Source organism: Alkalibacterium gilvum, from assembly GCF_900109085.1.
Classification (GTDB): domain Bacteria; phylum Bacillota; class Bacilli; order Lactobacillales; family Carnobacteriaceae_A; genus Alkalibacterium; species Alkalibacterium gilvum.
The window spans coordinates 1-21,923 of the sequence record NZ_FNYW01000029.1 but is presented as its reverse complement, the minus strand read 5'-3'; the positions used below and the strand labels follow the sequence as shown (position 1 = coordinate 21,923).

Annotated in this window: 19 protein-coding genes; 14 read left to right on the top strand and 5 right to left on the bottom strand. The window is 36.7% G+C overall.

Going from position 1 to position 21,923, the window contains the following annotated elements:
* The first annotated feature begins 19 nt into the window (after positions 1–19).
* A complete protein-coding gene (locus tag BMX83_RS07660) occupies positions 20–979 on the top strand; it encodes a linear amide C-N hydrolase (protein ID WP_177170539.1) in 960 nt (319 codons plus the stop codon).
* Positions 980–1,527: 548 nt separating this feature from the next.
* Positions 1,528–2,538 carry a tRNA dihydrouridine synthase gene (locus tag BMX83_RS07655; protein ID WP_091635567.1) on the top strand — a complete coding sequence of 337 codons (1,011 nt, stop codon included), beginning with the start codon at positions 1,528–1,530 and terminating at the stop codon, positions 2,536–2,538.
* A gap of 345 nt (positions 2,539–2,883) precedes the next feature.
* On the opposite strand, the gene BMX83_RS07650 is transcribed toward BMX83_RS07655, so the two are convergent.
* The 3 genes from BMX83_RS07650 to BMX83_RS07640 form a co-directional block, all read right to left on the bottom strand.
* Positions 2,884–4,203, bottom strand: a complete 1,320-nt coding sequence (locus BMX83_RS07650) for an IS1380 family transposase (protein ID WP_091635564.1) — start codon at positions 4,201–4,203, stop codon at positions 2,884–2,886.
* Between the two features lie 133 nt (positions 4,204–4,336).
* The gene (locus tag BMX83_RS07645) at positions 4,337–4,657 is read right to left on the bottom strand and encodes a DUF6075 family protein (protein WP_091635562.1); all 321 of its coding nucleotides are present in this window, start codon (positions 4,655–4,657) and stop codon (positions 4,337–4,339) included.
* 138 nt (positions 4,658–4,795) lie between these two features.
* Positions 4,796–5,107 (bottom strand): hypothetical protein, encoded by a 312-nt coding sequence (locus BMX83_RS07640; RefSeq protein ID WP_091635559.1) that lies wholly within the window; start codon positions 5,105–5,107, stop codon positions 4,796–4,798.
* Positions 5,108–5,458: 351 nt separating this feature from the next.
* Here BMX83_RS07640 and BMX83_RS07635 point away from each other — a divergent pair, with 351 nt between their 5' ends.
* From BMX83_RS07635 to BMX83_RS10990, 5 genes are all read left to right on the top strand, one after another.
* Positions 5,459–6,490, top strand: a complete 1,032-nt coding sequence (locus BMX83_RS07635) for an NAD(P)H-dependent amine dehydrogenase family protein (protein WP_091635556.1) — start codon at positions 5,459–5,461, stop codon at positions 6,488–6,490.
* A gap of 352 nt (positions 6,491–6,842) precedes the next feature.
* Complete coding sequence (locus tag BMX83_RS07630) at positions 6,843–8,078, top strand: transposase (RefSeq protein ID WP_091635554.1); 1,236 nt, start codon at positions 6,843–6,845, stop codon at positions 8,076–8,078.
* Positions 8,079–8,468: 390 nt separating this feature from the next.
* A complete protein-coding gene (locus BMX83_RS07625) occupies positions 8,469–8,957 on the top strand; it encodes a GNAT family N-acetyltransferase (protein ID WP_091635551.1) in 489 nt (162 codons plus the stop codon).
* Between the two features lie 42 nt (positions 8,958–8,999).
* Positions 9,000–9,701, top strand: coding sequence for a RecQ family ATP-dependent DNA helicase (locus tag BMX83_RS10995; protein WP_218141932.1), 702 nt, complete (start codon positions 9,000–9,002; stop codon positions 9,699–9,701).
* A 22-nt stretch (positions 9,702–9,723) separates the two neighbouring features.
* Positions 9,724–11,172, top strand: coding sequence for an ATP-dependent DNA helicase RecQ (locus tag BMX83_RS10990; protein WP_245746649.1), 1,449 nt, complete (start codon positions 9,724–9,726; stop codon positions 11,170–11,172).
* Positions 11,173–11,279: 107 nt separating this feature from the next.
* On the opposite strand, the gene BMX83_RS07615 is transcribed toward BMX83_RS10990, so the two are convergent.
* Complete coding sequence (locus BMX83_RS07615; protein WP_091635548.1) at positions 11,280–12,986, bottom strand: PucR family transcriptional regulator; 1,707 nt, start codon at positions 12,984–12,986, stop codon at positions 11,280–11,282.
* Positions 12,987–13,227: 241 nt separating this feature from the next.
* Between BMX83_RS07615 and BMX83_RS07610 the strand changes: the two genes are divergently transcribed.
* From BMX83_RS07610 to BMX83_RS07580, 7 genes are all read left to right on the top strand, one after another.
* On the top strand, positions 13,228–14,790 hold the full coding sequence (locus BMX83_RS07610) for a xanthine permease (RefSeq protein WP_091635545.1): 1,563 nt from the start codon (positions 13,228–13,230) through the stop codon (positions 14,788–14,790).
* A 3-nt stretch (positions 14,791–14,793) separates the two neighbouring features.
* Complete coding sequence (locus BMX83_RS07605) at positions 14,794–15,912, top strand: ankyrin repeat domain-containing protein (protein ID WP_091635542.1); 1,119 nt, start codon at positions 14,794–14,796, stop codon at positions 15,910–15,912.
* 14 nt (positions 15,913–15,926) lie between these two features.
* Positions 15,927–16,826 (top strand): oxamate carbamoyltransferase subunit AllH family protein, encoded by a 900-nt coding sequence (locus BMX83_RS07600; protein WP_091635539.1) that lies wholly within the window; start codon positions 15,927–15,929, stop codon positions 16,824–16,826.
* Between the two features lie 10 nt (positions 16,827–16,836).
* Positions 16,837–18,387 (top strand): acyl-CoA synthetase FdrA, encoded by a 1,551-nt coding sequence (gene fdrA / locus BMX83_RS07595; protein WP_091635536.1) that lies wholly within the window; start codon positions 16,837–16,839, stop codon positions 18,385–18,387.
* Entirely contained in the window at positions 18,380–19,816 is a 1,437-nt protein-coding gene (locus tag BMX83_RS07590) for a YlbE family protein (RefSeq protein ID WP_091635534.1), read from the top strand. The genes fdrA and BMX83_RS07590 overlap by 8 nt, the downstream gene beginning before the upstream one ends.
* Before the next feature lie 342 nt (positions 19,817–20,158).
* On the top strand, positions 20,159–21,007 hold the full coding sequence (locus BMX83_RS07585) for an aldo/keto reductase (RefSeq protein ID WP_091635531.1): 849 nt from the start codon (positions 20,159–20,161) through the stop codon (positions 21,005–21,007).
* A 237-nt stretch (positions 21,008–21,244) separates the two neighbouring features.
* On the top strand, positions 21,245–21,445 hold the full coding sequence (locus BMX83_RS07580) for a cold-shock protein (RefSeq protein WP_091487949.1): 201 nt from the start codon (positions 21,245–21,247) through the stop codon (positions 21,443–21,445).
* Between the two features lie 213 nt (positions 21,446–21,658).
* Here BMX83_RS07580 and BMX83_RS07575 read toward each other — a convergent pair.
* On the bottom strand, positions 21,659–21,923 hold a 265-nt coding region (locus BMX83_RS07575), incomplete at its 5' end, for a transposase (RefSeq protein ID WP_143059504.1).

Here is a 21,923-nt window from a genome sequence, read left to right as displayed (position 1 = left end):
GTGCAGAAGGAGAATGAATATGTGTACAACAATTGGCTTTTCATATAAACAGGGTCAAGTTTTTGGCCGAACACTGGAAGTCGGGGCAGCGCTGGATAATAAGGTGTTATTTGTTCCTAAAAATAAAGAAATAACCAAAACAACAGATAAAACATACAAATCAAAATACAACACATTAGGATCAGGCTTTTTCAACATTCCTTCTTTCGGTGATGGAATAAACGAAAAAGGACTAATGGGGTCAAATAATCTTTTTCCAGGCTTTGCGAGTTTTAGCGATGGGCCCGTTGAAGGAATGATCAATACAACCACAGCTCAAGCGTTTGATTTTCTTTTGACCCGTTGCAAGAATGTAGCCGAAGTCAAAGAAGCTGCAGAAACAATCGTTATACTTAAAGAATTAAACGGGGACGAATCGGCGTCTAATCATTTCTTTTTCATGGATGACAGCGGAGAAAAAATTGTTCTGGAACCAAAATCAGGTAAATTGATTGCGTATGATAATCCTTTTGGCGTGCTGACAAATGCACCTGAATTTCATTGGCATGAAACAAATTTAAAAAATTATTTGAATTTGAAACCTGAAAACACAAAAGAAAGTCAGTTTAATCAAGAAAAAGTAACACAAACAGGTGTAGGAACAGGGATGCTAGGAATTCCTGGAGATTTTACTCCGCCATCTCGATTTGTTCGAGCAGCTTATTATGTTTCAAACACACCCAAAACTATGGAGCGAAACGCAGCAATTTTACAAGGGTTTCGTATATTAGCGCAATTTGATATTCCAGAGGGAGCCATTGTGTATGAAAATGAAAAACAAGCCCACCAGACACTATATGCTTCTATAATGGATACACAAGCACGCTCATTCCATATTAAAAATCGATCAAACACAGATGTACAGACCTTTACTCTCAATGATTTTGAAGGGGAACAAGAAATTAAAATTGTAGAATTAGCTAAAACGATGAACCTGTGATTGAGTTAATTTATGAAATTTGTTATACCTGATTAATTAAAATAAAACAGTCTGTTCCTTGTATTCAAGTCGACTGGAGACCGCCTGCTGGTGGAGATGTAAGACTGATAGAAATCATCGACAAATTGAAAAAACGCGGATAAAATCAATAGAGGCATCTTTGATTACGGCTGGAAAGCTGCTTTCAAAGATGTTTTTTGATTATCATGTTTATTATTACATATACTTAAGTTACTTCTAAAAAATAAGTATCAATGTACAGTGATACTTAAATAAACAAAATTTCCGCGCACATCAGCTAACTCATAGCATTTTCCATCTTAGTAAGTTAATGTGGCCCTCATATCAGCTAATTCGCAGCCTTTTCCAATTGAGTAAGCTTATAAAGAGTGCCTGAAGTACTCTAATGTTGTGAAAACGAAGTATTCTTTTGTACAAGAGTTGACAAATAGACGATTCAAGTTAAAATAGTAAAAGTTAGTGTTTATAAAATAAACACATCGTTTAAAGATAATAATTGGTCTTATTGTGAAAGGATTTAATAAATTATGAAAGAAAATTTTTGGAAAAATTTGCCGAAACCATTTTTTATACTGGCACCAATGGAAGACGTAACAAATGTAGTCTTTCGTCATGTGATAGCTGAAGCTGGACGTCCAGATGTGTTTTTTACTGAGTTCACAAATACAGTAAGCTATTGTCATCCAGAAGGGCGTAATAGTGTCCGAGGACGCTTGACCTTTACAGAAGATGAACAGCCACTCGTTGCCCACATATGGGGGAACCAACCGGAGTACTTTAAAGAGATGAGTATCGGTATGGCAGAAGCTGGCTTCTCTGGCATAGATATCAATATGGGTTGTCCAGTTCCGAATGTAGCTGGCAAAGGAAAAGGCTCTGGTCTTATTCGTTATCCTGAAGTTGCGGCAGAATTAATTGAAGCAGCTAAAGCGGGTGGGCTCCCAGTTAGCGTGAAAACCAGACTCGGCTACACCAAACTAGATGAATGGCGTGACTGGATCACACACCTACTCAAACAGGATATTGTAAATCTATCAATCCACTTACGTACTAGAAAAGAAATGAGTAAATTTGATGCTCACTGGGAAATGATTCCTGAGATTATAAAAGTGAGGGATGAGATTGCTCCTGATACATTGATAACTATCAATGGAGATATTCCAGATCGTCAAAAAGGAATGGAGCTGTATGAAAAGTATGGTGTTGACGGTATTATGATTGGACGCGGAGTGTTTACAAATCCTTTTGCTTTTGAGATAGAGGCAAGAGAGCACAGCGCTGAAGAAATGCTTGGCTTACTCAGACTACATTTAGATCTTTTTGATGAATATGAATTTTCTTCAGAAATGCAACAGTCATTTAAACCATTGCGTCGTTTCTTTAAAATCTATGTACGTGGCATCCGCGGAGCCAGCGGACTTAGAAGTGCTTTGATGGAAACCAAAACAACAGATGAGGTACGCGCATTATTAGATACTTTTGAAAAAGAGTTGGAACAAGAAACAGAGGACATTGTCAGTGTTCCTGTTGATAAATAAATCAGTTAAAAAGATGTCGCTCCTATTTAAGTAGTGACATCTTTTTTCTTTTTTAATATCATTATAGTCTATCTAATCCGTACACATAAATTGTATGATATGCTATATAAATAGATGAGACGACTTTAAATAATAAATAACCTGAATAATTCATAGCTCTAATTTTTTGGTACATTTTATTAAAATATATATCAACACTATCCAATTCGACTGATTTTCACTAAAAAGTTACTTCAGATATCCACTGTTCAAAAATATTGCGGAATAAATTTTGGGAGTAAGGCATTTTGAGCATACTTCTCCCTGGATAACTTCTCAGTAAAAAAAATTAGTTGGATTGTTGGATTAGATCCATTGACTGGCTCGCCTCAGGCGAGCAAAGACCCTGTAGAGTTCATCCTGATACACATGATAACTAGATAATTTGAGATAGACTCGTCTACCAGTTTGGACTAATTTCCCAGCAACTTTCAGAAACTTCAATCGAATAGAATGAATGGTCATTCCCTTTTGTACTTCTTCAAAGCCAATCGTTCTTAAGAAGTTGATTAGGTTGTAAGCTATCAAGCTAATCATCATTCTGACATTATTTTCTAAAAAGCGAGGACTGTCTGTCTTGTCAAAATAAAAGCCAGCTTTCGCTTCTTTAATGAAGTTCTCCATAGTGCCACGTTTGGCATATAAGGAAAAGATGACGTCAGGAGAAACACTTTCTGAAAGATTCGTCACGATAAACTCATGTTGAAAGAGCAGTTCACCAGCTTCACGCGTTGAGCGTATGCACACACGACGACTGTGCGACCATGACTGGGCTTGATAAGTCGTTGAGAAATACTGAACTTCTCGTTCTTCCAATTTTTGGTTATCACCATAAAGTACTGATTTCTCAGCTATTTGACCTAATTTGCGGTTGTTCTTTAGTCGAATGACATAATAGCTCGAGTTTTCTTCACAAGAATCATACACATCGGGTGTGGCGAACCCACTGTCTCCACGAACGAGTATCTCAGTGTTGGGTAGAGAGTGACCATAGTGCTGTAATAAAGGGTTGAGAAAATCTTTTACACCTTTGGACGTATACTGATTTCCTGAACGTAGTTCAGCTTTTAAGAAGTCACCGGTCAATCCGTCAAAGGCAACTAACGGATGGTAACCATAGGTTTGGTAGTGTGCATTATAATCCGTTTGTTCTTGGTGCCCAAAGGTATCCGAATGTGTGGAATCGACATCAATGATTAACTCGGTGTTATTGCGAATCAAACGCGCTTTATCAATCAGCGACTGATTTAATGCTTGTAGTTGACCTATGTTAGCCTCGGTGAAACGATCCAGAAACCGTGAGATTGACGATTGTGATGCCAACTGCTTTTTACCGAGTACAACTTGAAAGACTGGATCTTGTCTTAATAGATTAGCTGATGAGTCTGCCGAGTAACCAGAGATTAATTGCATAATAAGCTGTTCCAATATCGCTAAGTTATCATGTGTGAAATAAGCACGATTATCTGTAATATGGAGCCAACGTTTAGCTAAATTTGAAAATCCAAAGGTACTCATCAATTCTTTAACTAACACTAACCCCGAATCACTCGATAAGCGACCACCCGTATGAGAAATGGTGAGGTTTGCATTGAATTTAACTTGATTTTTGTGTAAGCTAGTCATGAGAAGAACTCCTTTCTTATGGTTGGTTTGTATACCTTTACCATAGCAGAACGGGGTTCTTTTTTCATCACTTAACGGGTGAAAATGAAAAAGTAATTGTAGGCTGCCGTTAGGCAGTTTTAAACGGTTTTAATTAAAAGCATGAATTATTCAGGTTCATAGCTAATTTATAATTTTCTTCATCTAAACTTCTGAATACTTCTACTACATTTGCTTCATTTTGGGAAGAATATAAATTAAAAGCTAATTTCACTAATTGATAAGTACCACCACTTAAATCAACTTCTTCAAATACATCTAGATTAATAGCACGTTCTTCAAAGTCATAAATTCTAGCTGCCTTAGAATATAATTCTTCGTTTCCTGCAAGTATTGTGAACATAGCCTTACGTTCATTGTCATTATCGTTTGTATTATCTCTTTCCAATAATTCAATCAATCGTTCGTTTTTCATTTTACACCTCCATTTATATTCGCCCTTTTCAAGTAATTGCTTAGTATTGGTTTTCAGTATAGTTTTTTTACTCCACTTTTTCGATAAAGACAATTTACAATCATTTTCTTTAAAACCAATACGACCATAAAAGTTGGATTAAGAATTTAAAATTTCATTCTTCAATTTATCATACTCTTTTTCTGTTATCGATTCACTATCATATAATTCTTTCAAGTCTCTAAGTAATTCTATTTTTTCTTTTGAATCTTTTGTTTTTTCATTACTTATATCATCTGAGATTTTAATATTATCACTTACATTATCATCAGCATTATCTTTAGCAACATTAGTAGTCTGTTTTTCTTCTTTTTTTATAATTACGTCTAAGGTAGATTTCCAGTCTTCTGCAACATCTCTTATTTTTTCAATTTGAGATTCTTTTTTTAATTTAAACTGATTCAGCTTCAAATTAATCCGAGGTTTATTTACATCATTTACTAATAATCTTAATTCAATTTTTTCAATTTCCTTACTATAGTTCCTCTTTGTATCTGTTCCTCCAACTACAGCACCGGCACTTCCAGCTAGAAGCCCCCCTACAGCCGCTCCCCCAACCTTTCTTGCTACAGAAGTTTTAGATACTAAATTTTCATCAATAACTACTCCTGCTTGAATAATTTCAGAATAAGGAATAGTTTTATAAATTATAGACTCATTTCTGTTGTCAGTTCTATTCTTCTCACTTGCGTTCTTTTCTCAATATGTTACACTATATTTGTGATTCATATCACAAAAAATAAAAAAGGGGAGAGGCACATCATGAATTTAGAAAACGTGAGAGTGGTTCAGTACGGTTGTGGTAAAATGGCGAAGGTCATCATCAATTATCTCGTAGATAACGGCGCACAGATTGTCGGAGCGATTGATGTCAATCCTGATATTGTCGGGATGGATATCGGTGAGTTCGCAGGTTTAGAGAGACCCTTGGGTATTGAAATTTCGGATGACGCTGAAAAGGTGCTCAAAGAGTGTGATGCAGATATCGCTTTAGTGACTCTCTTCAGTTATGTTCCAGATTGTTTTGAACATTTCAAGTTGTGTTTAGAAAACGGCGTCAATGTGTTGACGATTTGTGAGGAAGCTATTTATTCTTGGAACACCTCTCCTCAAGAGACGAATATTTTGGACCGAATCGCTAAAGAAAATAATGTCACACTCACTGGGGTAGGTATGCAAGACATCTACTGGCTGAACATGCCGGCCTTAATGATGAGCGGCATGAACCAGATTGAAAAAATCGAAGGCGCCGTGAGCTATAACGTCGAAGATTATGGACTGGCTCTCGCAGAAGCGCACGGAGCAGGGTATGACCTCGACAAATTCGAAAAAGAAATTGCGAGCGCTGAGAGTTTACCTTCTTATATGTGGAATGCGGGCGAAGCGCTCTGTTCTAAATTAGGGCTGACCATTCAATCGATCTCACAAAAGAGTGTGCCTGTCACTTTAGAAGAAGATATCGATTCAGAAACATTGGGAACCACTATTCCAGCTGGGGATGCGATCGGTATGTCTGCCGTTACAAGTATTGAAACGTATCAAGGCGTGGAACTCGAACTGGAATGTATCGGTAAAGTCTACCGCGAAGATGACGGAGATATGTGCGACTGGGAGATTACAGGTGAGCCGGATATGAAGTTTGAAGTAGAGAAGCCAGATACTGTCGCACACACCTGTGCCACTTTAGTGAACAGAATTCCAGATGTTCTCGAAGCAAAACCTGGCTATATCACAGCTGAAAAATTGGAAACTTTACAATACAGAACCTATCCTCTGCACACTTATTTAGACTAGGTGGAGTTGATATTTGTATTTTTTCAAAATAAATAATACAAAACCTAAAAAGGCTATACAGAACGACGGTAATTCATCGCTACATTGATGAAACCGTCGCTTTTTGTTTGAAATAAATGATAGCCCTTTAACGGTCTCTTATATTTTCCTATGTTCATTTGAATTTACCCAAAATTTTACGATATCGCATACCATAATAAAAGCCCGAGACATTCGCATGTGGAAAACATGGAAGCCTCAGGCTTTTTAACTATCCACAGCCTAAATCTGTGGACTCTTTTCGTCCTGTTACATGGTATCATTGAATCACCACAAAACAAAAATACAGAACAGGAACTGAGGTTATTTTACCATGAATGCTACAGAAATATATCAAACGAAGCGACGTTTACTTACTTTTTTAGAAAAGCTGACTCAAGGACTTTCTAAACCACGAAAGAAATTTTACAGCGATATGGTGTATGGCATGTCTAAGGCTCAAAATACAGTGTTGTCAGATATTGCCCGAGCGTTAGAAGAAAAGATCGACTTGAAATACACGATCAAACGCTTATCTCGTCACGGCGCTGAAGAGAAGGATCTGAAACAGGTCCACCAGAACTATTTAAATACTTTAAAAACATCTATTCCGGATAACCCATTGGTTATCGTTGATGAATCGGACATTGTTAAACCGTATGCTGAAAAAATGGAGGACTTGGCTTTAGTACGTGATGGGTCGAAAAATGTCCTTGAAAAAGGCTATTCTACCTTAAATTTTTCAATGGCGACTCCGAGTACTAAGCACCCCTTACCGCTGTATCATCATTTGTATTCCTCCAAGGAGGAAGGGTTTCAAAGCCAAAATATTGAAATAGCCAAAGGGTTTAATGCCGTCCATGCTTTTTTAGGAAAGAAAAAAGCAACATTCGTTATGGATCGTGGCTATGACCGAAACACGATCTATGAGTATGTTGAGGATATCGGACATCACTTCATTACTCGGTTAAAGGATAACCGGCATTTAATCCATAAAAATCAGCGCATGAAAGTTCCAGAATTAGCGAAACGCCGAAAAGGAAAGATCAATTTTAAAACCGAAATTCAAGGCGAGAAATATAGCCTGAAAGTCAGCCATATTAAAGTTAAATTACCTGTGTTAAAAGAGGTGTCCTTGAATATGGTCGTTGTATATGGTTATGGCGCAACGCCTATGAAACTATTAACGAACCACTCCATCAAAGGGAAGGACGATGTCCTTCGCATCCTTAAAAGTTATATTACCCGCTGGCGAATTGAAGAGCTGTTCCGCGTCCAAAAGGAAGAATTTCAATTAGAGAAAACACGAACCATGACATTAAGTTCTTTACGCATTTTATATACTGTGATGAACAGCCTCATTGGTCATTATTCGTTAGCGATTGAAAAGAACACTTCTCATACTCAAGTGGTTTTAGCACGGGCGCGGCCCTCCAATACACTAAAGAAAATAAAATTTTATCTTTATCGTTTTATCCGAGGGGTCTCAAATATTCTCAGATTTGATACCGCAGGTATCAAGCACTTTCATAGAATTGAACAACGTTCTAACCAATTGTCTCTCTTATGAATGAAGCAATTGAATAATTTTGAACACGCGCTTATGGGCGTTCTATTTGTGTGTTCAATGTTAGAGAAATGAGTAAAAATGGCTGTTAATTGAATTTATTTATTTTCTTAATCTCATTTATAATTCCTCAACGTAAAATGGGTAAATTCAAACCAAATGGGGATTGAATTGTAGTTGCTTTTCTTGTAAAGTTGACATTGAGCACACCTCTTGTTTTTGTTGTTTTGGTCGACTTTACAATAACATAGAGTGTGCTCTTTTTGTATATTTTTTCCTTCACCCAACGGGTGAAGAAGGAATAGAGTGATAAACCTTATCAAAGCGGGATAAATGCCTGTTCTGACAAGGTACTATGAATTATTCAGGAATAATATAAAGGAGAAATGAACAATGAGTGATAATCGGTTTTCTATTCGTTTTGCGGAACCTAAGGATGTTTCATTGATACTGGATATGATCAAAGAACTGGCTGTTTATGAAAAGATGCTAGATGAGGTAGTTGCTACAGAAAAGAATATACGAGAAAATGTTTTTGAGAAAAAAAGAGTCGAAGTGATTATTGGGGAATACGAAGACGAACCTGTTGCCTTTGCTCTGTTTTTCCCTAACTTTTCTACTTTTCTCGGAAAACCAGGTATATATTTAGAAGATTTGTACATAAAGCCTGAAATGCGAGGAAAAGGATTGGGAAAAAAGATATTCACCTTTTTAGCTAAACTGACTCGTGAAAGGAATTTTAAACGGCTTGAATGGGTGTGTCTTGACTGGAATGAAACATCAATTGGATTCTATAAAAAGATGGGGGCAAGGCCAATGGACGAATGGACAACCTACAGAATGCAGGGGAAAGCATTAGATGCTCTCGCTGACACCGATTAAAGCATCAAAGGTTTATAAGAAGAAAGGTTATAGGGAGGTTCTATGAAAAATATATTTGACGTACTGAAACATCATTATGGGTATGATACCTTTAGACCGGGACAGCAAGAAGTTATTGAAGCAATTTTAAAAGGTGAAGATGTGTTGGCTGTCATGCCTACAGGGGGAGGGAAATCTGTTTGCTATCAGATTCCCGCGATTGTTATGGATGGCATGACTCTAGTTGTTTCACCTTTAATATCATTAATGAAAGACCAAGTGGATGGCTTGCAAACAATGGGGGTAAAAGCAGCTTACATAAACAGTCAACTATCTAACATGGAACAGCGACAAATTATGGAAGAAGCCAAAAGAGGAGAACTGGATCTGCTGTATGTTTCGCCTGAACGATTGGGGAATTCTCAATTTATGTCCTATGCAAGCAACTGGAACATAGACGTGATTGCTGTTGATGAGGCTCATTGTGTGTCTCAATGGGGTCACGACTTTAGACCAAGCTATCAACGTATTCCAGAGCTGATGGCGGTTTTACCATCACGTCCTATCTTTGCAGCTTTCACAGCAACAGCAACTAAAATCGTACAGGATGATATGATTAATCAATTACAAATGCAGACTCCTTTTAAACATATTGCTAGCTTTGATCGACCTAATTTATATTTTTCAGTAGTTAAACCAAAAAATAAAGCGAATAAATTACTGAACATTATCGATAAAAAAAGAATCAAGTATTATTTATTGTAATACAAGGAAAAGCGTTGATAAGGTGTACAATACATTGAGTAAGAAAGACTATCCGGTAACGTATTATCATGCGGGTATCAGTACAGAAGAGAGGATTCACAATCAGGAGGCATTCTTATATGATCGCGCGCCTATTATGGTCGCCACGAATGCTTTTGGAATGGGAATTGATAAATCAAACGTTAGAAACGTGATTCATTACAATATGCCACTTGATATGGAAAGCTATTATCAAGAAGCAGGACGTGCCGGACGAGACGGAGCACCTTCAGAAGCGATTCTTTTTTATTCGGCACAGGATATCATAACCAATACCATGCTGATCGAACAAGGGAACTCACCACATGCGCGTAAAAATTTGAATACGATGATTACGTATTGTAAAACTGGGAATTGCTTAAGGAAAAATATTTTAAAGTATTTTGACCAAGAAGTAAAATGGACAGAGTGTGAGTCTTGTTCCAATTGCGATGGTGAATCTGTTGTTACTGATATTACTGTCGAAAGTCAGAAAATATTATCGTGTATATATCGAATGAAACAATCTTTTGGGACAGGATTAATCACAGATGTTCTGCGTGGGAAAAACAATAAGCGGATTCAACAATTAGGATTCAATGAATTAAGTACGCATGGATTAATGTCTGAATATACGGATGGTGATATCAAAGATATGATTTCCATTATGCTAAGTGAAGGGTACCTAAAATTAAGTGGGGATAGTTATCCTATAATCAAATTTACTCAGCATACAAATGAACTTCTTCAAGCTAAAGTGAAATTATCTATAAGAAAGCAATTGAAACAAGAAACAACCTCAAAACATAAAACTGTTGAAAATATAGAACACTATGATGAAGAACTCTATGAAGAATTAAGGCGTTTACGTAAAGAAATCGCACAAAAAGCTGGGAAACCCCCTTTTATTGTATTCACTGACCGAAGTCTTATTGATATGGCAGCCAAGTATCCCACAACAAAAGAGACTTTCCTTGACATAAACGGAGTTGGGGATGTCAAACTCAAAGAATACGGTGAAGAATTTCTTGCGCTGATTAATACATTTGTTGATAAGCGATCACTTGATGTGAAAGCATTGAAGAAAGAAAACGTAAAAACAGAAGATGTAATTAAACCAGCAAAAAAACCATCATCAACTAAATTCAAGAATACCGTGGAAGAGACTGTCACTTATTTCAAAGAAGGACAAACAGTTGAAGAAATAGCAGAATATAGAAATTTATCATCAGTAACCATAGTAAATCACTTATGTAAATGGCTTGAAGAAGGGAAGGAACTAGATACGAGAAGGTTAATAACTTCTGAAGCAGATCAAAAAATCAGACAAGCGATAGCAAAAGTAGGTATGGACTTTTTGAAACCTATCAAAGAAATGCTAGATGATGAAATAGCATACGATGAAATAAAATATGTAATCGCAAAAATCAAACACGAGGAAAACCTGGCTTAATCCATCAATCATAAATATATGACACACTGAAATTGAAAAAAACACGCATCCTTACTATCCTTTATTAAATGGAAAACAGGGGCGTGTTTTTTTATTTGAAATATAATCTATAAATCAAGTAGTTGATAAATCTTTAAGCCTAATTGTAACTTCAACGATTCTTCGGCATCCTTTAAGTTAACTAAGAGTATAGATTCGATTTTTTCTATACGATACAACAAGGTATTTCTGTGGATAAACAAATCTCTAGAACACTCAGCAATGTTAAAGCGGTGACTAACTAGGCTAATCAAGGTCTCAATCAATGCGGAACCATTGTTTAAATCATGATCGTGTAAAGGGCCTAAAGTTTGCTTGAAATAGTTTTTCATTGTGTCTTTTTCTATATTTTCAAGCAGAAAATACTGTAAAAGAAACTCATCAAAATGGAAAATTCTATTATTTAAATGTGTGCTAAGTGAATGTTCTGACAGTCTGAGCGTCTCTTGTGCTTGATGAAAACTTTCATGGATATCACTCATATGAGTAGCTGTTTTTCCAATTGTTGCATAGAGAGAAATTTCTGTGAAATTAGATAGGACATCATCAAGTTTCTCTTGTATATATTGTCTCAGTAACTTGATTTGATTCAGTTCATTATCATTACTGAAGCCCAACAGTAAAATGATTTGTTTTTTTCGGCTAAAAAGAATTTCTACTTGTGGGCTAATTGATGCTAATTGATCAAAATGGTTGAGTACTTGTTTAACTTTAGTGTTTTCCCATTGGTTACGACGAACAATGTCCAAATTCTTATTAGTATTCAAAAAAGAAACAGGGAAAACGACTGCAGTATAATATAAATCTAAATTTATGCCGTGCAAATCTGCTAAATTACTTAACGTTTCTTTGGATGTGATCTTACCCATTAATAGTTCATCCAGAAAATCTCGACGAATTCTATTACGCGTTCGTGTTAATTCATCACTGCGAATACGTTCCAATGAGAAAGCCATAGCGCCGTTCTCTAGTCCGATATATGAGTACTCATTCAGCGCACTTAACGGATTCCATAGTACGATGTAACCATAATGCTTCGACTGAAAGTAAACAGGTATGACTGTACAGGGGATGGAAGCATTGAATTTACTTATGGACATGTGTCGCATAACAGGTTTTTGAAGCCGTTCAAATTCTGGCGGAAAACTACGTATAAAATCATCAGAAAAAGGAATTTCTTTTCTTTTAAGTGATATGTATTCTGACATTAAATGGGGTTGTTTTGGATGATCTGTCCAATGTAGTACAGTCCAATTTTTATCCAAAAGCATTACTGAAGAGGAACAAATATCTGATAAAGTCACAGAAATTTGGTGTAATCCTCCACCATGTAAGGAAATGTTAAAAAAGCGACTATGAATGTCCAACGATTTTTTGTTCAGTGAATCATATTTATCTGAGAGTTCTTCCATTATACGACCCAAAATTTTTGAAAAAGAAAGACCATAGGGCACTTCAATAATTGGCAAATCGAGTTCATCAGACAATTTTAGCATGTTTTCTGGCACTGTACCTAAATATCTTCTAGGCTTTATACATAGCGCAGGACAATTTAAATCCTTAAGTTGCTTCATAATATTATTTTGTAGCTCTGGACTATCTTTAAAAAAGTAACCTGATGTTAAAAGGAGTTCCCCTACAGAAAACCAATCAATGGCATCGGGATTGTCCATGATGTTCCCGCTTGTAATTATATTATCTAAACCATTATGTCCAGACAGTATCTTTAATTCATAAAAAGGCGATAGTTCAAGAAATCGTTTAACTGTTAACATAGGTCAACACTCCTCAAATATAGGAAATTAAAATTAATGGAATGATTTATATTTAGTATTATAAACCATTTTGTGATGGTTTAATAGCGTAGTTAGTTAGAATAACTAACTATAGTATAGATTATTTGTATATTTTGACCAATGATGAAAGGGTTTTCTTTAGTTACTATATAGATGTACTTAAAAAAAGCATGAAGCCGGAATTATGCTTTAATTTATAATATTGACAGGAGGAATTTATATGAAGGAGTTTTTTGGTTGGCAAAAAGGAGATTGGGGCGCATATTTTGGTTTATTGGCTAACAATCTTACTAACTATTTCACTATGGCAGGGCTACTTATATTCACAGTAGGCTTACCAGCAGAATTTGTTTATACACGCATTGCTCCAGGTTTTGGCTTAGCTATCTTTTTAGCAGGATTTTTTTACTGGTATGCTGCAAAAAATTTAATTAAAAAAACAGGTAGGACAGATGTTACAGCCCTTCCTTCTGGTCCAAGTGCGCCATCAATCTTTCTGGTAGTTTTTCTGATTATACTACCCATTGCACGTGAAACAGGTGATGTATATTTTGCTTGGAAAGTCGCATTAGGCTGGTGTTTCTTAGAAGCTTTAGTTGAATTATCGGGTGCGTTTATTGGAGATTGGTTGAGACGCATCATCCCTCGTAGTGTTTTGTTAAGTTGCTTAGGTGGATTAGGGCTTTTACTACTAGCTATGAACCCTATTTTACAATCATTTGAAGCCCCACTTATTTCATTTGTCGTTTTGGCTATTATCTTTATAAACTGGTTTGGTAAAAAACCTATTTTTCCACGTATACCAACAGGCTTCCTTTTACTGGCAGTTGGAACGTTACTGGCTTGGGTCTTTGGCCAAATGGATGTTTCAGCTATTGCTGAAGGAGCTGAAACAGTTGGCATTTCTATTCCTTTATTACAATTAACGGATCTATTTACAGGGATTCCGCCTGCATTTGGATTCTTAGTGTCAGCTATACCTTTAGGTGTAACCAACTTTATCTTCACCCTTGAAAATATTGAATCAGCTTCTGCAGCTGGTGATGATTACAATGTACGTAATATCATGATTGCAAACTCCACATCTTCTATTGTCGGTTGTATGTTTGGCTGTCCTTTCCCAACGACTGTTTACATCGGACATCCTGGTTGGAAATCAATTGGTGCAGGAGCAGGCTATACTTTAGCAACAGGTTTTACTGTCTTCTTAATTGGACTATTCGGATTTGGCGGTCTACTTTTAAGTATTATCCCATTAAGTGCTGTTTTCCCAATTTTATTCTACGTAGGAATCGTTGTAGCTGTCCAGGCAGTCAATGAAAGTCCTAGAGTCGAGTTACCTGCCGTATTTGTTTGCTTATTCCCATGGATTGCAAACTGGGCTTTAACATTAGTGAACAATACATTAACTTCTGCAGGAACAAGTGCAGGAGAAGTTGGCTTAACTGCCTTTGCCGATGCAGGTGTGTATCACTCAGGTTTAGTTGCTTTAGGAAGTGGCGCGCCTTTAAGTTCTATTTTATGGGGATGTTTAGTCGTATTTGCAGTTAGAAATAAATCAACATATGCTATTGTTTCGGCATTGACCGCTGCCGTCTTAACAATCACAGGTGTCATACACTCGCCATCAGTTGGATTATGGTTACAACCTGAATTGACAATCGGTTATCTTCTATTAGCAGTATTATTCGCTTATAAATACTTTGATGCACGAAGAACTAGTGATGATGTTAAAGAGAGTCAAAAAACCGAAAAAGAATTGGCAGCAAATCAAACAGTATAAAAAATGGTAGAAAGAAAAGGTGATGAAATGAATCAATCAGATGAATTGTTAATGATAGAAACAGAAAAAGGTAACTTGGAAGTTGTAAAAAAATTATTAGATGAAGGAGCAAACGTGGATCATCAAGATAATCGCGGAAGAACACCCTTGATGGCTGCCACCCAACAAAACAATATCCCATTAGCGAAAATGTTGATTGATGCTGGTGCAGATGTCAATAAACGTGACAACATGATATTGACACCCTATATTTGTGCAGCGGCAAATGGTTTTTACGAAATTCTTGAAATGGGTTCCCCCCATGCAGATGTGGCACTGGCAAATTGCTTTGGTGGAACAGCTCTTTTACCAAGTAGTGAAAAAGGCTTCCTCAAAGCAGTGGATGTAGCCATTAAAGCAGGTGTTCCGGTCAATCATATTAATGACTTAGGTTGGACAGCACTCCAGGAAGCGGTTATTTTAGGGGACGGAGGAAGCCTGTACCGATTGATTCTAAGAAAATTGATGAATGCAGGTGCTGATCCGACAACCTTAGATCATGATGGGAAGACTGCTATAGATTGGGCGCGTGAATACAAACAAGATGATGTTCTGGCCATTTTAGAGGGCACATATGATGCCAATGAACCTGAAGAGAAAGCAATCGATGATGTATTAATGCTTATGTCAAAAGATGCGTTCAATAAAGCCTACGATAAAGCGCAAGTGTATCTTGAGGAATTCGGCTCTCTTACATTCTATTTCCTTAAGGGGTACTTACTGACGTTACAAGGTAAATATGATGAGGGAACAGCAGTTTATGAAGAAGCCTTAAAAATCGAAAGCGGTGACCCTGAGTTTTACTTTTATATCGCTAATGCACTAAGAGAACAAAAAAAGGTGGATGAAGCACTAGCGACATATGAAAAAGCAATAAAAGAGGATCAGTATTACTTCTTTTTCCGCTATCACATGTCAAATTATTTAAGAGAACTAGGGTATCATAAAGAAGCCATTAAACAAATGAACCGACTATTATCAAATGATCCAGGTCGATTTGATTATTTGTTCCACAAGGCAAATAGTTTAAAAGTACTTGGGAAAGAAGAAGAAGCAGAGAAGTTGTTAAAAGAGGCTAAGTAGAAGGGAAGAAAATTATGCAAAAGGTATCAGCACTTTCAATTGATAATGAGTTACTTAAAAAAATTGAAAAATCGAATGGAAGTGCTGCTGTTTTGCATAGTTACTTCAAGCATGCTGTTAATTACTTACATGGCGACGAGATGCTGGCGATTGTGTCAGCGCCAATAGATAATGCAGTATCGACCATACGCGTTTCCAAAGAAAACTTTGATAAATTCTTTTTGAATCCATCAAAAAATATTTACTTCACTGATCTGGGACTCCAGATTAATGAGGACTGGGTGATCGATTGGGAAGAAACAGAAAAATGGCAAGAAGAAAAGGCAATATACCCAAAAGACACCCGCTTATTAGCTGAAAACATTTCACTGGTAAAAGAAAACTTAAGAAAACAAAGCAAGCCAAGCTGGGCTCATGAGAAAGCTGTAAACAAAAATATTGGCAGCAACACATTTGAGCAAGCAATGAATAGGCTCCTTTATATGGAGACAGAGAAAATGTTTAAGGCTATTGAAAATACTCCAAAGAAAGTCAATCAGTTAAATGAGACGAAGTTGTTTGGACTCGGAAAAGGTTTGACTCCTTCAGGCGATGATATCCTTACCGGGACTTGTTTTGTGTCGACTATTGAGAACTTTCCGATCAACTTAAGTGAACAACAAAAGTTATGGAAAAAAACAGCTAAAGAAAAAACAAATCTTATCAGTGCAACAGCTATTTATCAGGCTTGTCATGGGCGTGGTCGAGAAAGTATGCATGAATTTCTGAAAGCAGTGTTATTTTCAACAGAACCAGAAGTAGTATTGAATAAATTGGAAAAAGTATTAGCCATTGGATCATCATCCGGGTCAGAGATTGCCTGGGGTATGATTCGAACAATCGAAAGTGCTAACAAACTGACTCACAACTATTAAGGAGGACAATATGTCTATTAGAGCAAAAATTAAAAAGAATACGTATTTAGATTCGATTTCATTAATGTCCATCTCTACACAAGCGAATAATATCGAGCATGTTAAGCAAGCAATGATAGGTATGGGAACAGATATGAATAAAGAAGTGATTGAAAATGTAGGAATGACCGTTGATGAGATTAAAAAAGCAACGACTGGTGATTTAATAATTGTCATTCAAACAGATAAAGAAGATCAACTTGATGCTGCAATGGAAGAAGTAGAAAAATTATTTATACGAAAAGAAGATAAAAGCGAGACCAAAGAGAAAACGTATAACTCAATCAGTTCGGCAGTAGAAGACGTGGATAGCAATATTGCGGTTATTTCTGTTAATGGTCTTTATGCGGCGAGAGAAGCTCGAGAAGCTTTGAATAATGATCTTCATGTTATGCTTTTTAGTGACAACGTATCGATTGAAGACGAAGTTGAATTAAAAAAACTGGCACATGAAAAAGGCTTGCTAATGATGGGGCCAGATTGCGGTACTGCTATCATCAATAATACAGGCTTATGTTTTGCTAACAAGGTTCGTAAAGGAAATATTGGAATTGTTGGAGCTTCAGGAACGGGAAGTCAGGAACTAAGTGTGCGTATCCATGATTTCGGTTACGGCATCAGCCAATTGATTGGGACAGGGGGAAGAGATCTTTCCAAAGAAGTCAATGGGATTATGATGGTGGACGGCATTCGAGCGCTTGAAGAAGCCCCCGATACAGAAGTTATTGTCTTGATCTCTAAACCACCCGAAAAAGAAGTAGAAAAGAAAGTATTGAAAGAAGTTAATAAATCTAAAAAGCCAGTCGTTATTTGGTTTTTAGGTGGGGATGAAGAAAGTATACAAGCGTCAAAAGGGCACTATGCTAAAGGGTCAAAGGAAGCCGCAATCAAAGCTGTTGTCTTAGCGGGAGCAGACGAAGATTCTCTAAATAAGCATTCTTTAAATCTACCTCTTATAAAAGAAGTTCAAAAGAAACTAAAGCCTGAGCAAAAATATATCCGTGGATTATTCACAGGTGGAACATTATGTGATGAAGCGATGCTGGCAGCAAAAGAATATTATGAAGATATGTATAGTAATATTTCTAAAGATGAAAAGTATCAATTGGAGGACTCAGGCAAAAGTTTCCATCATACATTTATAGATTTTGGTTCAGATGAATATACAGATGGGAAACCACACCCAATGATCGATCCTTCTGCAAGAATTGATCGGTTTATGGAAGAAGCCGCCGATCCAAAAGTAGGGGTAATTCTTCTTGATTTTGTCCTAGGATATGGGTCTCATGAGGATCCTGTGGGGGCAATGGTTCCTGCAATAAAAGAGGCAAAAGAAAAAGCAAAAGCTGAAGGAAGACATCTTGAGATTATCGGTTATGTACTCGGAACAGATGAAGATCGTCAAAACTTAAAAGCACAAAACGATAAGCTGGATAGTTTAGGCGTTACCCTGTCAAGCAGCAGTCAAAATCTAGGCTTGTTAGCACGAGGATTTGTGAATAAGGAGGAAAATAATGGATAAAATTAAAAATCTTTTTCAAGATGATTTGAAAGCCGTCGCATTAGGCATAGAGTTTATAAAAGATGATTTAGAAATACAAGGTGCAGAAGTAACTCAATTAGATTGGCAACCGCCCGCAAGTGGAGATAGCCACTTAATAGAGCTGCTGGATAAATTGGATGAGCCTGAAAATCAAGATAAAATAAACAAGGCAAACGAAGAGGCTATTGAAAGGATTTTAAATTCTCAGCCAATACTTGTCGGATATGACCAAGCCATTAATGTTATTCCAGGTATGAAGAAGAATCTGATTCTGCATGCTGGACCTCCAATAGCTTGGGAAAATATGAATGGCGCGATGCGTGGAGCCGTGACTGGTGCGATTGTATTTGAGGGGTTAGCTGAAAACATCGAAGAAGCAGAGAAAGTAGCTGCTTCTGGAAAAGTTGAATTTGCCCCTTGTCATGAGCATGATGCGGTAGGGTCAATGGCAGGTGTAACATCTGCATCTATGTATGTCCATATCGTTGAAAATAAGGTTTATGGAAATGTCGCATATACGAATTTAAGTGAACAGCTTTCGAAAATATTACGTTTTGGCGCGAATGATCAGAGCGTTATCGATAGACTGAACTGGATGAGAGATGTCCTGGGGCCTATGTTGAGAGATGCCATGAAATTCTGCTCGGAAGGAATCGATTTACGTCTCTTACTATCGAAGGCACTGCATATGGGGGACGAGGCACACAATAGAAACGTCGCTGGAACGACTTTACTGATTCAAGCACTGACACCTTATATCGTTCAGACAGATTGGAGTAAAGAAGATCAAAAAGAGGTCTTTGACTTTGTATTAAGTAGTGATTACTTCTCTGGACCTACGTGGATGGCATTAGCGAAATGCTCTCTGGACGCTGCACATGGTGTCAAAAATAGTACAATCGTTACGACCATGTGTCGAAATGGCTACGAATTTGGTATTCGCGTAAGTGGGATGTCAGGAAATACGTGGTTCACAGGACCTGCGCAAGAGGTTATTGGACCGCTCTTTGCCGGATATAAACGAGAAGATTCTGGCTTGGATATTGGAGACAGTGCGATTACAGAGACATTTGGAGTGGGCGGCTTTGCTATGGCTACAGCCCCTGCAATCGTTCCTCTGGTAGGCGGTACTGTTGCAGATGCGATGAATGTTACTGAAGAAATGAAAGACATTACAACGACGAAGAATCCCAATGTAACCATTCCGGTACTGAACTTTATGGGGATTCCAACAGGTATCGACATTCGAAAAGTGATCAAGCTGAATAAGCTGCCTACGATAAATACCGCTATTGCTCATAAAGATGCAGGTATCGGAATGATCGGTGCAGGAATCACTCATCCACCGTTTGAAGCATTCAAAGATGCTTTAGAAGCTTTTGCAGAAACGTTAACAGGAGCTAAGTAGGCTATAGTTTAAAGAGAAAACAGCAAGAGTAGAAATTATTTGAAAGTACCCCTATTTAAGTAAAGTCTATAAAATGAAAATTCAGGGGCCTATTATTAAATAAATAAGGTCTGCTGTTAATAGTAAAGAACATGATAAAGACGTTAGTGAGAGAGTCTCATTAACGTCTTTGTTATGTAAATTAAAAAGGATTTTTTTAAATATGAATTATAGAATTACTTAATAGAGTGAATGAATATATTTGAGACTTTATTCTTTTTATAAAGCGAATGACTTAATCTATACGAGTATTTTTGCTATACTTATATACGATTTGATTATTAAACTAGGAGGAAATATCGAATGAGTTTAACAGACACATATACGCTATCAAATGATACAAAAATTCCAGCTTTAGGATACGGAACGTGGCAGGTTACTAATCCAGAAGAAGCTATTCAAGGTGTCGTAGATGCAGTCAATGAAGGCTATCGACATATCGACACGGCTCAAATGTATAAAAATGAAGAATATATTGGACAGGGAATTAAAAAATGTGGTGTTCCTAGAAATGAACTTTTCGTAACAAGTAAGCTTAACAATACGAATCATGGATATGATAAAGCACGTCAGACGATACTTGAATCACTTGAAAAGTTAGACCTTGACTACCTTGATTTATTTCTAATCCACTGGCCAGTTGTTAAGGATACAGATTTAGATTGGCAGCAGGACAATATTGATACTTGGCGTGCGCTTGAGGATCTGTATGATGAAGGAAAATTAAAAGCAATAGGTGTCAGCAATTTTGCAGTCCCTCATTTGAAAAACATTGTTGAAAATTGTCGGATTAAGCCTATGGTCAACCAAATCCGTTTGCATCCAGGCGTTCTTCAAAAAGATACAGTCGAGATGAGCCATAATGAAAACATGATTGTAGAAGCATGGTCTCCTTTATCACCATTAAAACATATGAAAGAAGATGCTAAAGTTCAGACAATGTGCACTGAATATGGCAAATCAATTGCTCAAATTCTTTTGAGATGGAGCCTGCAACATGGATATGTTACTTTAACAAAATCGGTTCATGAGGAACGTATAAAAGAAAATGCTGATATTTTTGACTTTGAGTTATCTACAGAAGACATGAAATATCTTGATGGTTTAGAGTTTGAAGATCTTGATAAGCCTGATGATTTTGAAAAAAGATAAACTATAGGTCTGAAGCGTGTGTTTGCAACATTTAAAGGAGATGAAGGTACAAAAAAAGGATATTTAACTTAAAAAGAGCTAAATATAAAATTATGGTTGCATTCCATTATATATGTGTTATACTAAATTTAACATATTGTAAGAGACAACAAACGAACTGTGTAATGCATTCCAAATTGGCCTTTACGCAATAATGTAAATAATTTGTGCTGAATGGCACGAGGAGGAATTTTTAAAATGGAAACAGGTACAGTAAAATGGTTTAACGCAGAAAAAGGTTTTGGATTTATCGAACGTGAAGGCGGAGAAGACGTATTCGTACATTTCTCAGCAATCCAAGAAGACGGATTCAAATCTTTAGACGAAGGACAAACAGTTAACTTCGACATTGAAGAAGGTAACCGTGGACTTCAAGCAGCAAACGTAACTAAAGCTTAATAAACTTAGACTATGTTAGGGGGCAAGAGCATGATTAAATCGTGTTCTTGCCCTTTTTTTGGATTAAATATAATATAATGAATTTTTAGCGTTTAAATACACGCTAATTTTATATATAATGAATGAAATATTTATTATAAAAAGGGGTTCTTTGTCAAATCGTGTTGGTCAGAGATTTCCGAGGTAGAAAGCTTAAATGCTTTCTACCTTTTTTTATGCGACTTTAGTATTTAATTGTTTGTTGATCACTTTTTCTTCTTCAAAAGTTAAGGGTCTGATTTCTTTCTCGGTCTTTTCTTTCAATTTAAAACTAATTAGAATGCGTGCCCTCAAATGACTAAAATTACGATAACCATAACCACTTCGTTTGATTGTTTTAATTTTATTGTTAATGCCTTCAAGGTGTCCATTGGACAAGGTGTACTTACAAGAATTCTCTATGGAACCCAGGTATTTATTCAAGGTCTGAAATGTTGTT

Excerpts from the sequence above, each read along its gene's own strand:
- BMX83_RS07635 (WP_091635556.1), top strand. The coding sequence starts at position 5,459 with ATGAATTTAGAAAACGTGAGAGTGGTTCAGTACGGTTGTGGTAAAATG.
- BMX83_RS07590 (WP_091635534.1), top strand. The coding sequence starts at position 18,380 with ATGGATAAAATTAAAAATCTTTTTCAAGATGATTTGAAAGCCGTCGCA.
- BMX83_RS07630 (WP_091635554.1), top strand. The coding sequence starts at position 6,843 with ATGAATGCTACAGAAATATATCAAACGAAGCGACGTTTACTTACTTTT.
- fdrA (WP_091635536.1), top strand. The coding sequence starts at position 16,837 with ATGTCTATTAGAGCAAAAATTAAAAAGAATACGTATTTAGATTCGATT.
- BMX83_RS10995 (WP_218141932.1), top strand. The coding sequence starts at position 9,000 with ATGAAAAATATATTTGACGTACTGAAACATCATTATGGGTATGATACC.
- BMX83_RS07660 (WP_177170539.1), top strand. The coding sequence starts at position 20 with ATGTGTACAACAATTGGCTTTTCATATAAACAGGGTCAAGTTTTTGGC.
- BMX83_RS07600 (WP_091635539.1), top strand. The coding sequence starts at position 15,927 with ATGCAAAAGGTATCAGCACTTTCAATTGATAATGAGTTACTTAAAAAA.
- BMX83_RS07645 (WP_091635562.1), bottom strand. The coding sequence starts at position 4,657 with ATGAAAAACGAACGATTGATTGAATTATTGGAAAGAGATAATACAAAC.
- BMX83_RS07655 (WP_091635567.1), top strand. The coding sequence starts at position 1,528 with ATGAAAGAAAATTTTTGGAAAAATTTGCCGAAACCATTTTTTATACTG.
- BMX83_RS07580 (WP_091487949.1), top strand. The coding sequence starts at position 21,245 with ATGGAAACAGGTACAGTAAAATGGTTTAACGCAGAAAAAGGTTTTGGA.
- BMX83_RS07625 (WP_091635551.1), top strand. The coding sequence starts at position 8,469 with ATGAGTGATAATCGGTTTTCTATTCGTTTTGCGGAACCTAAGGATGTT.
- BMX83_RS07610 (WP_091635545.1), top strand. The coding sequence starts at position 13,228 with ATGAAGGAGTTTTTTGGTTGGCAAAAAGGAGATTGGGGCGCATATTTT.
- BMX83_RS07585 (WP_091635531.1), top strand. The coding sequence starts at position 20,159 with ATGAGTTTAACAGACACATATACGCTATCAAATGATACAAAAATTCCA.
- BMX83_RS07650 (WP_091635564.1), bottom strand. The coding sequence starts at position 4,203 with ATGACTAGCTTACACAAAAATCAAGTTAAATTCAATGCAAACCTCACC.
- BMX83_RS07615 (WP_091635548.1), bottom strand. The coding sequence starts at position 12,986 with ATGTTAACAGTTAAACGATTTCTTGAACTATCGCCTTTTTATGAATTA.
- BMX83_RS07605 (WP_091635542.1), top strand. The coding sequence starts at position 14,794 with ATGGTAGAAAGAAAAGGTGATGAAATGAATCAATCAGATGAATTGTTA.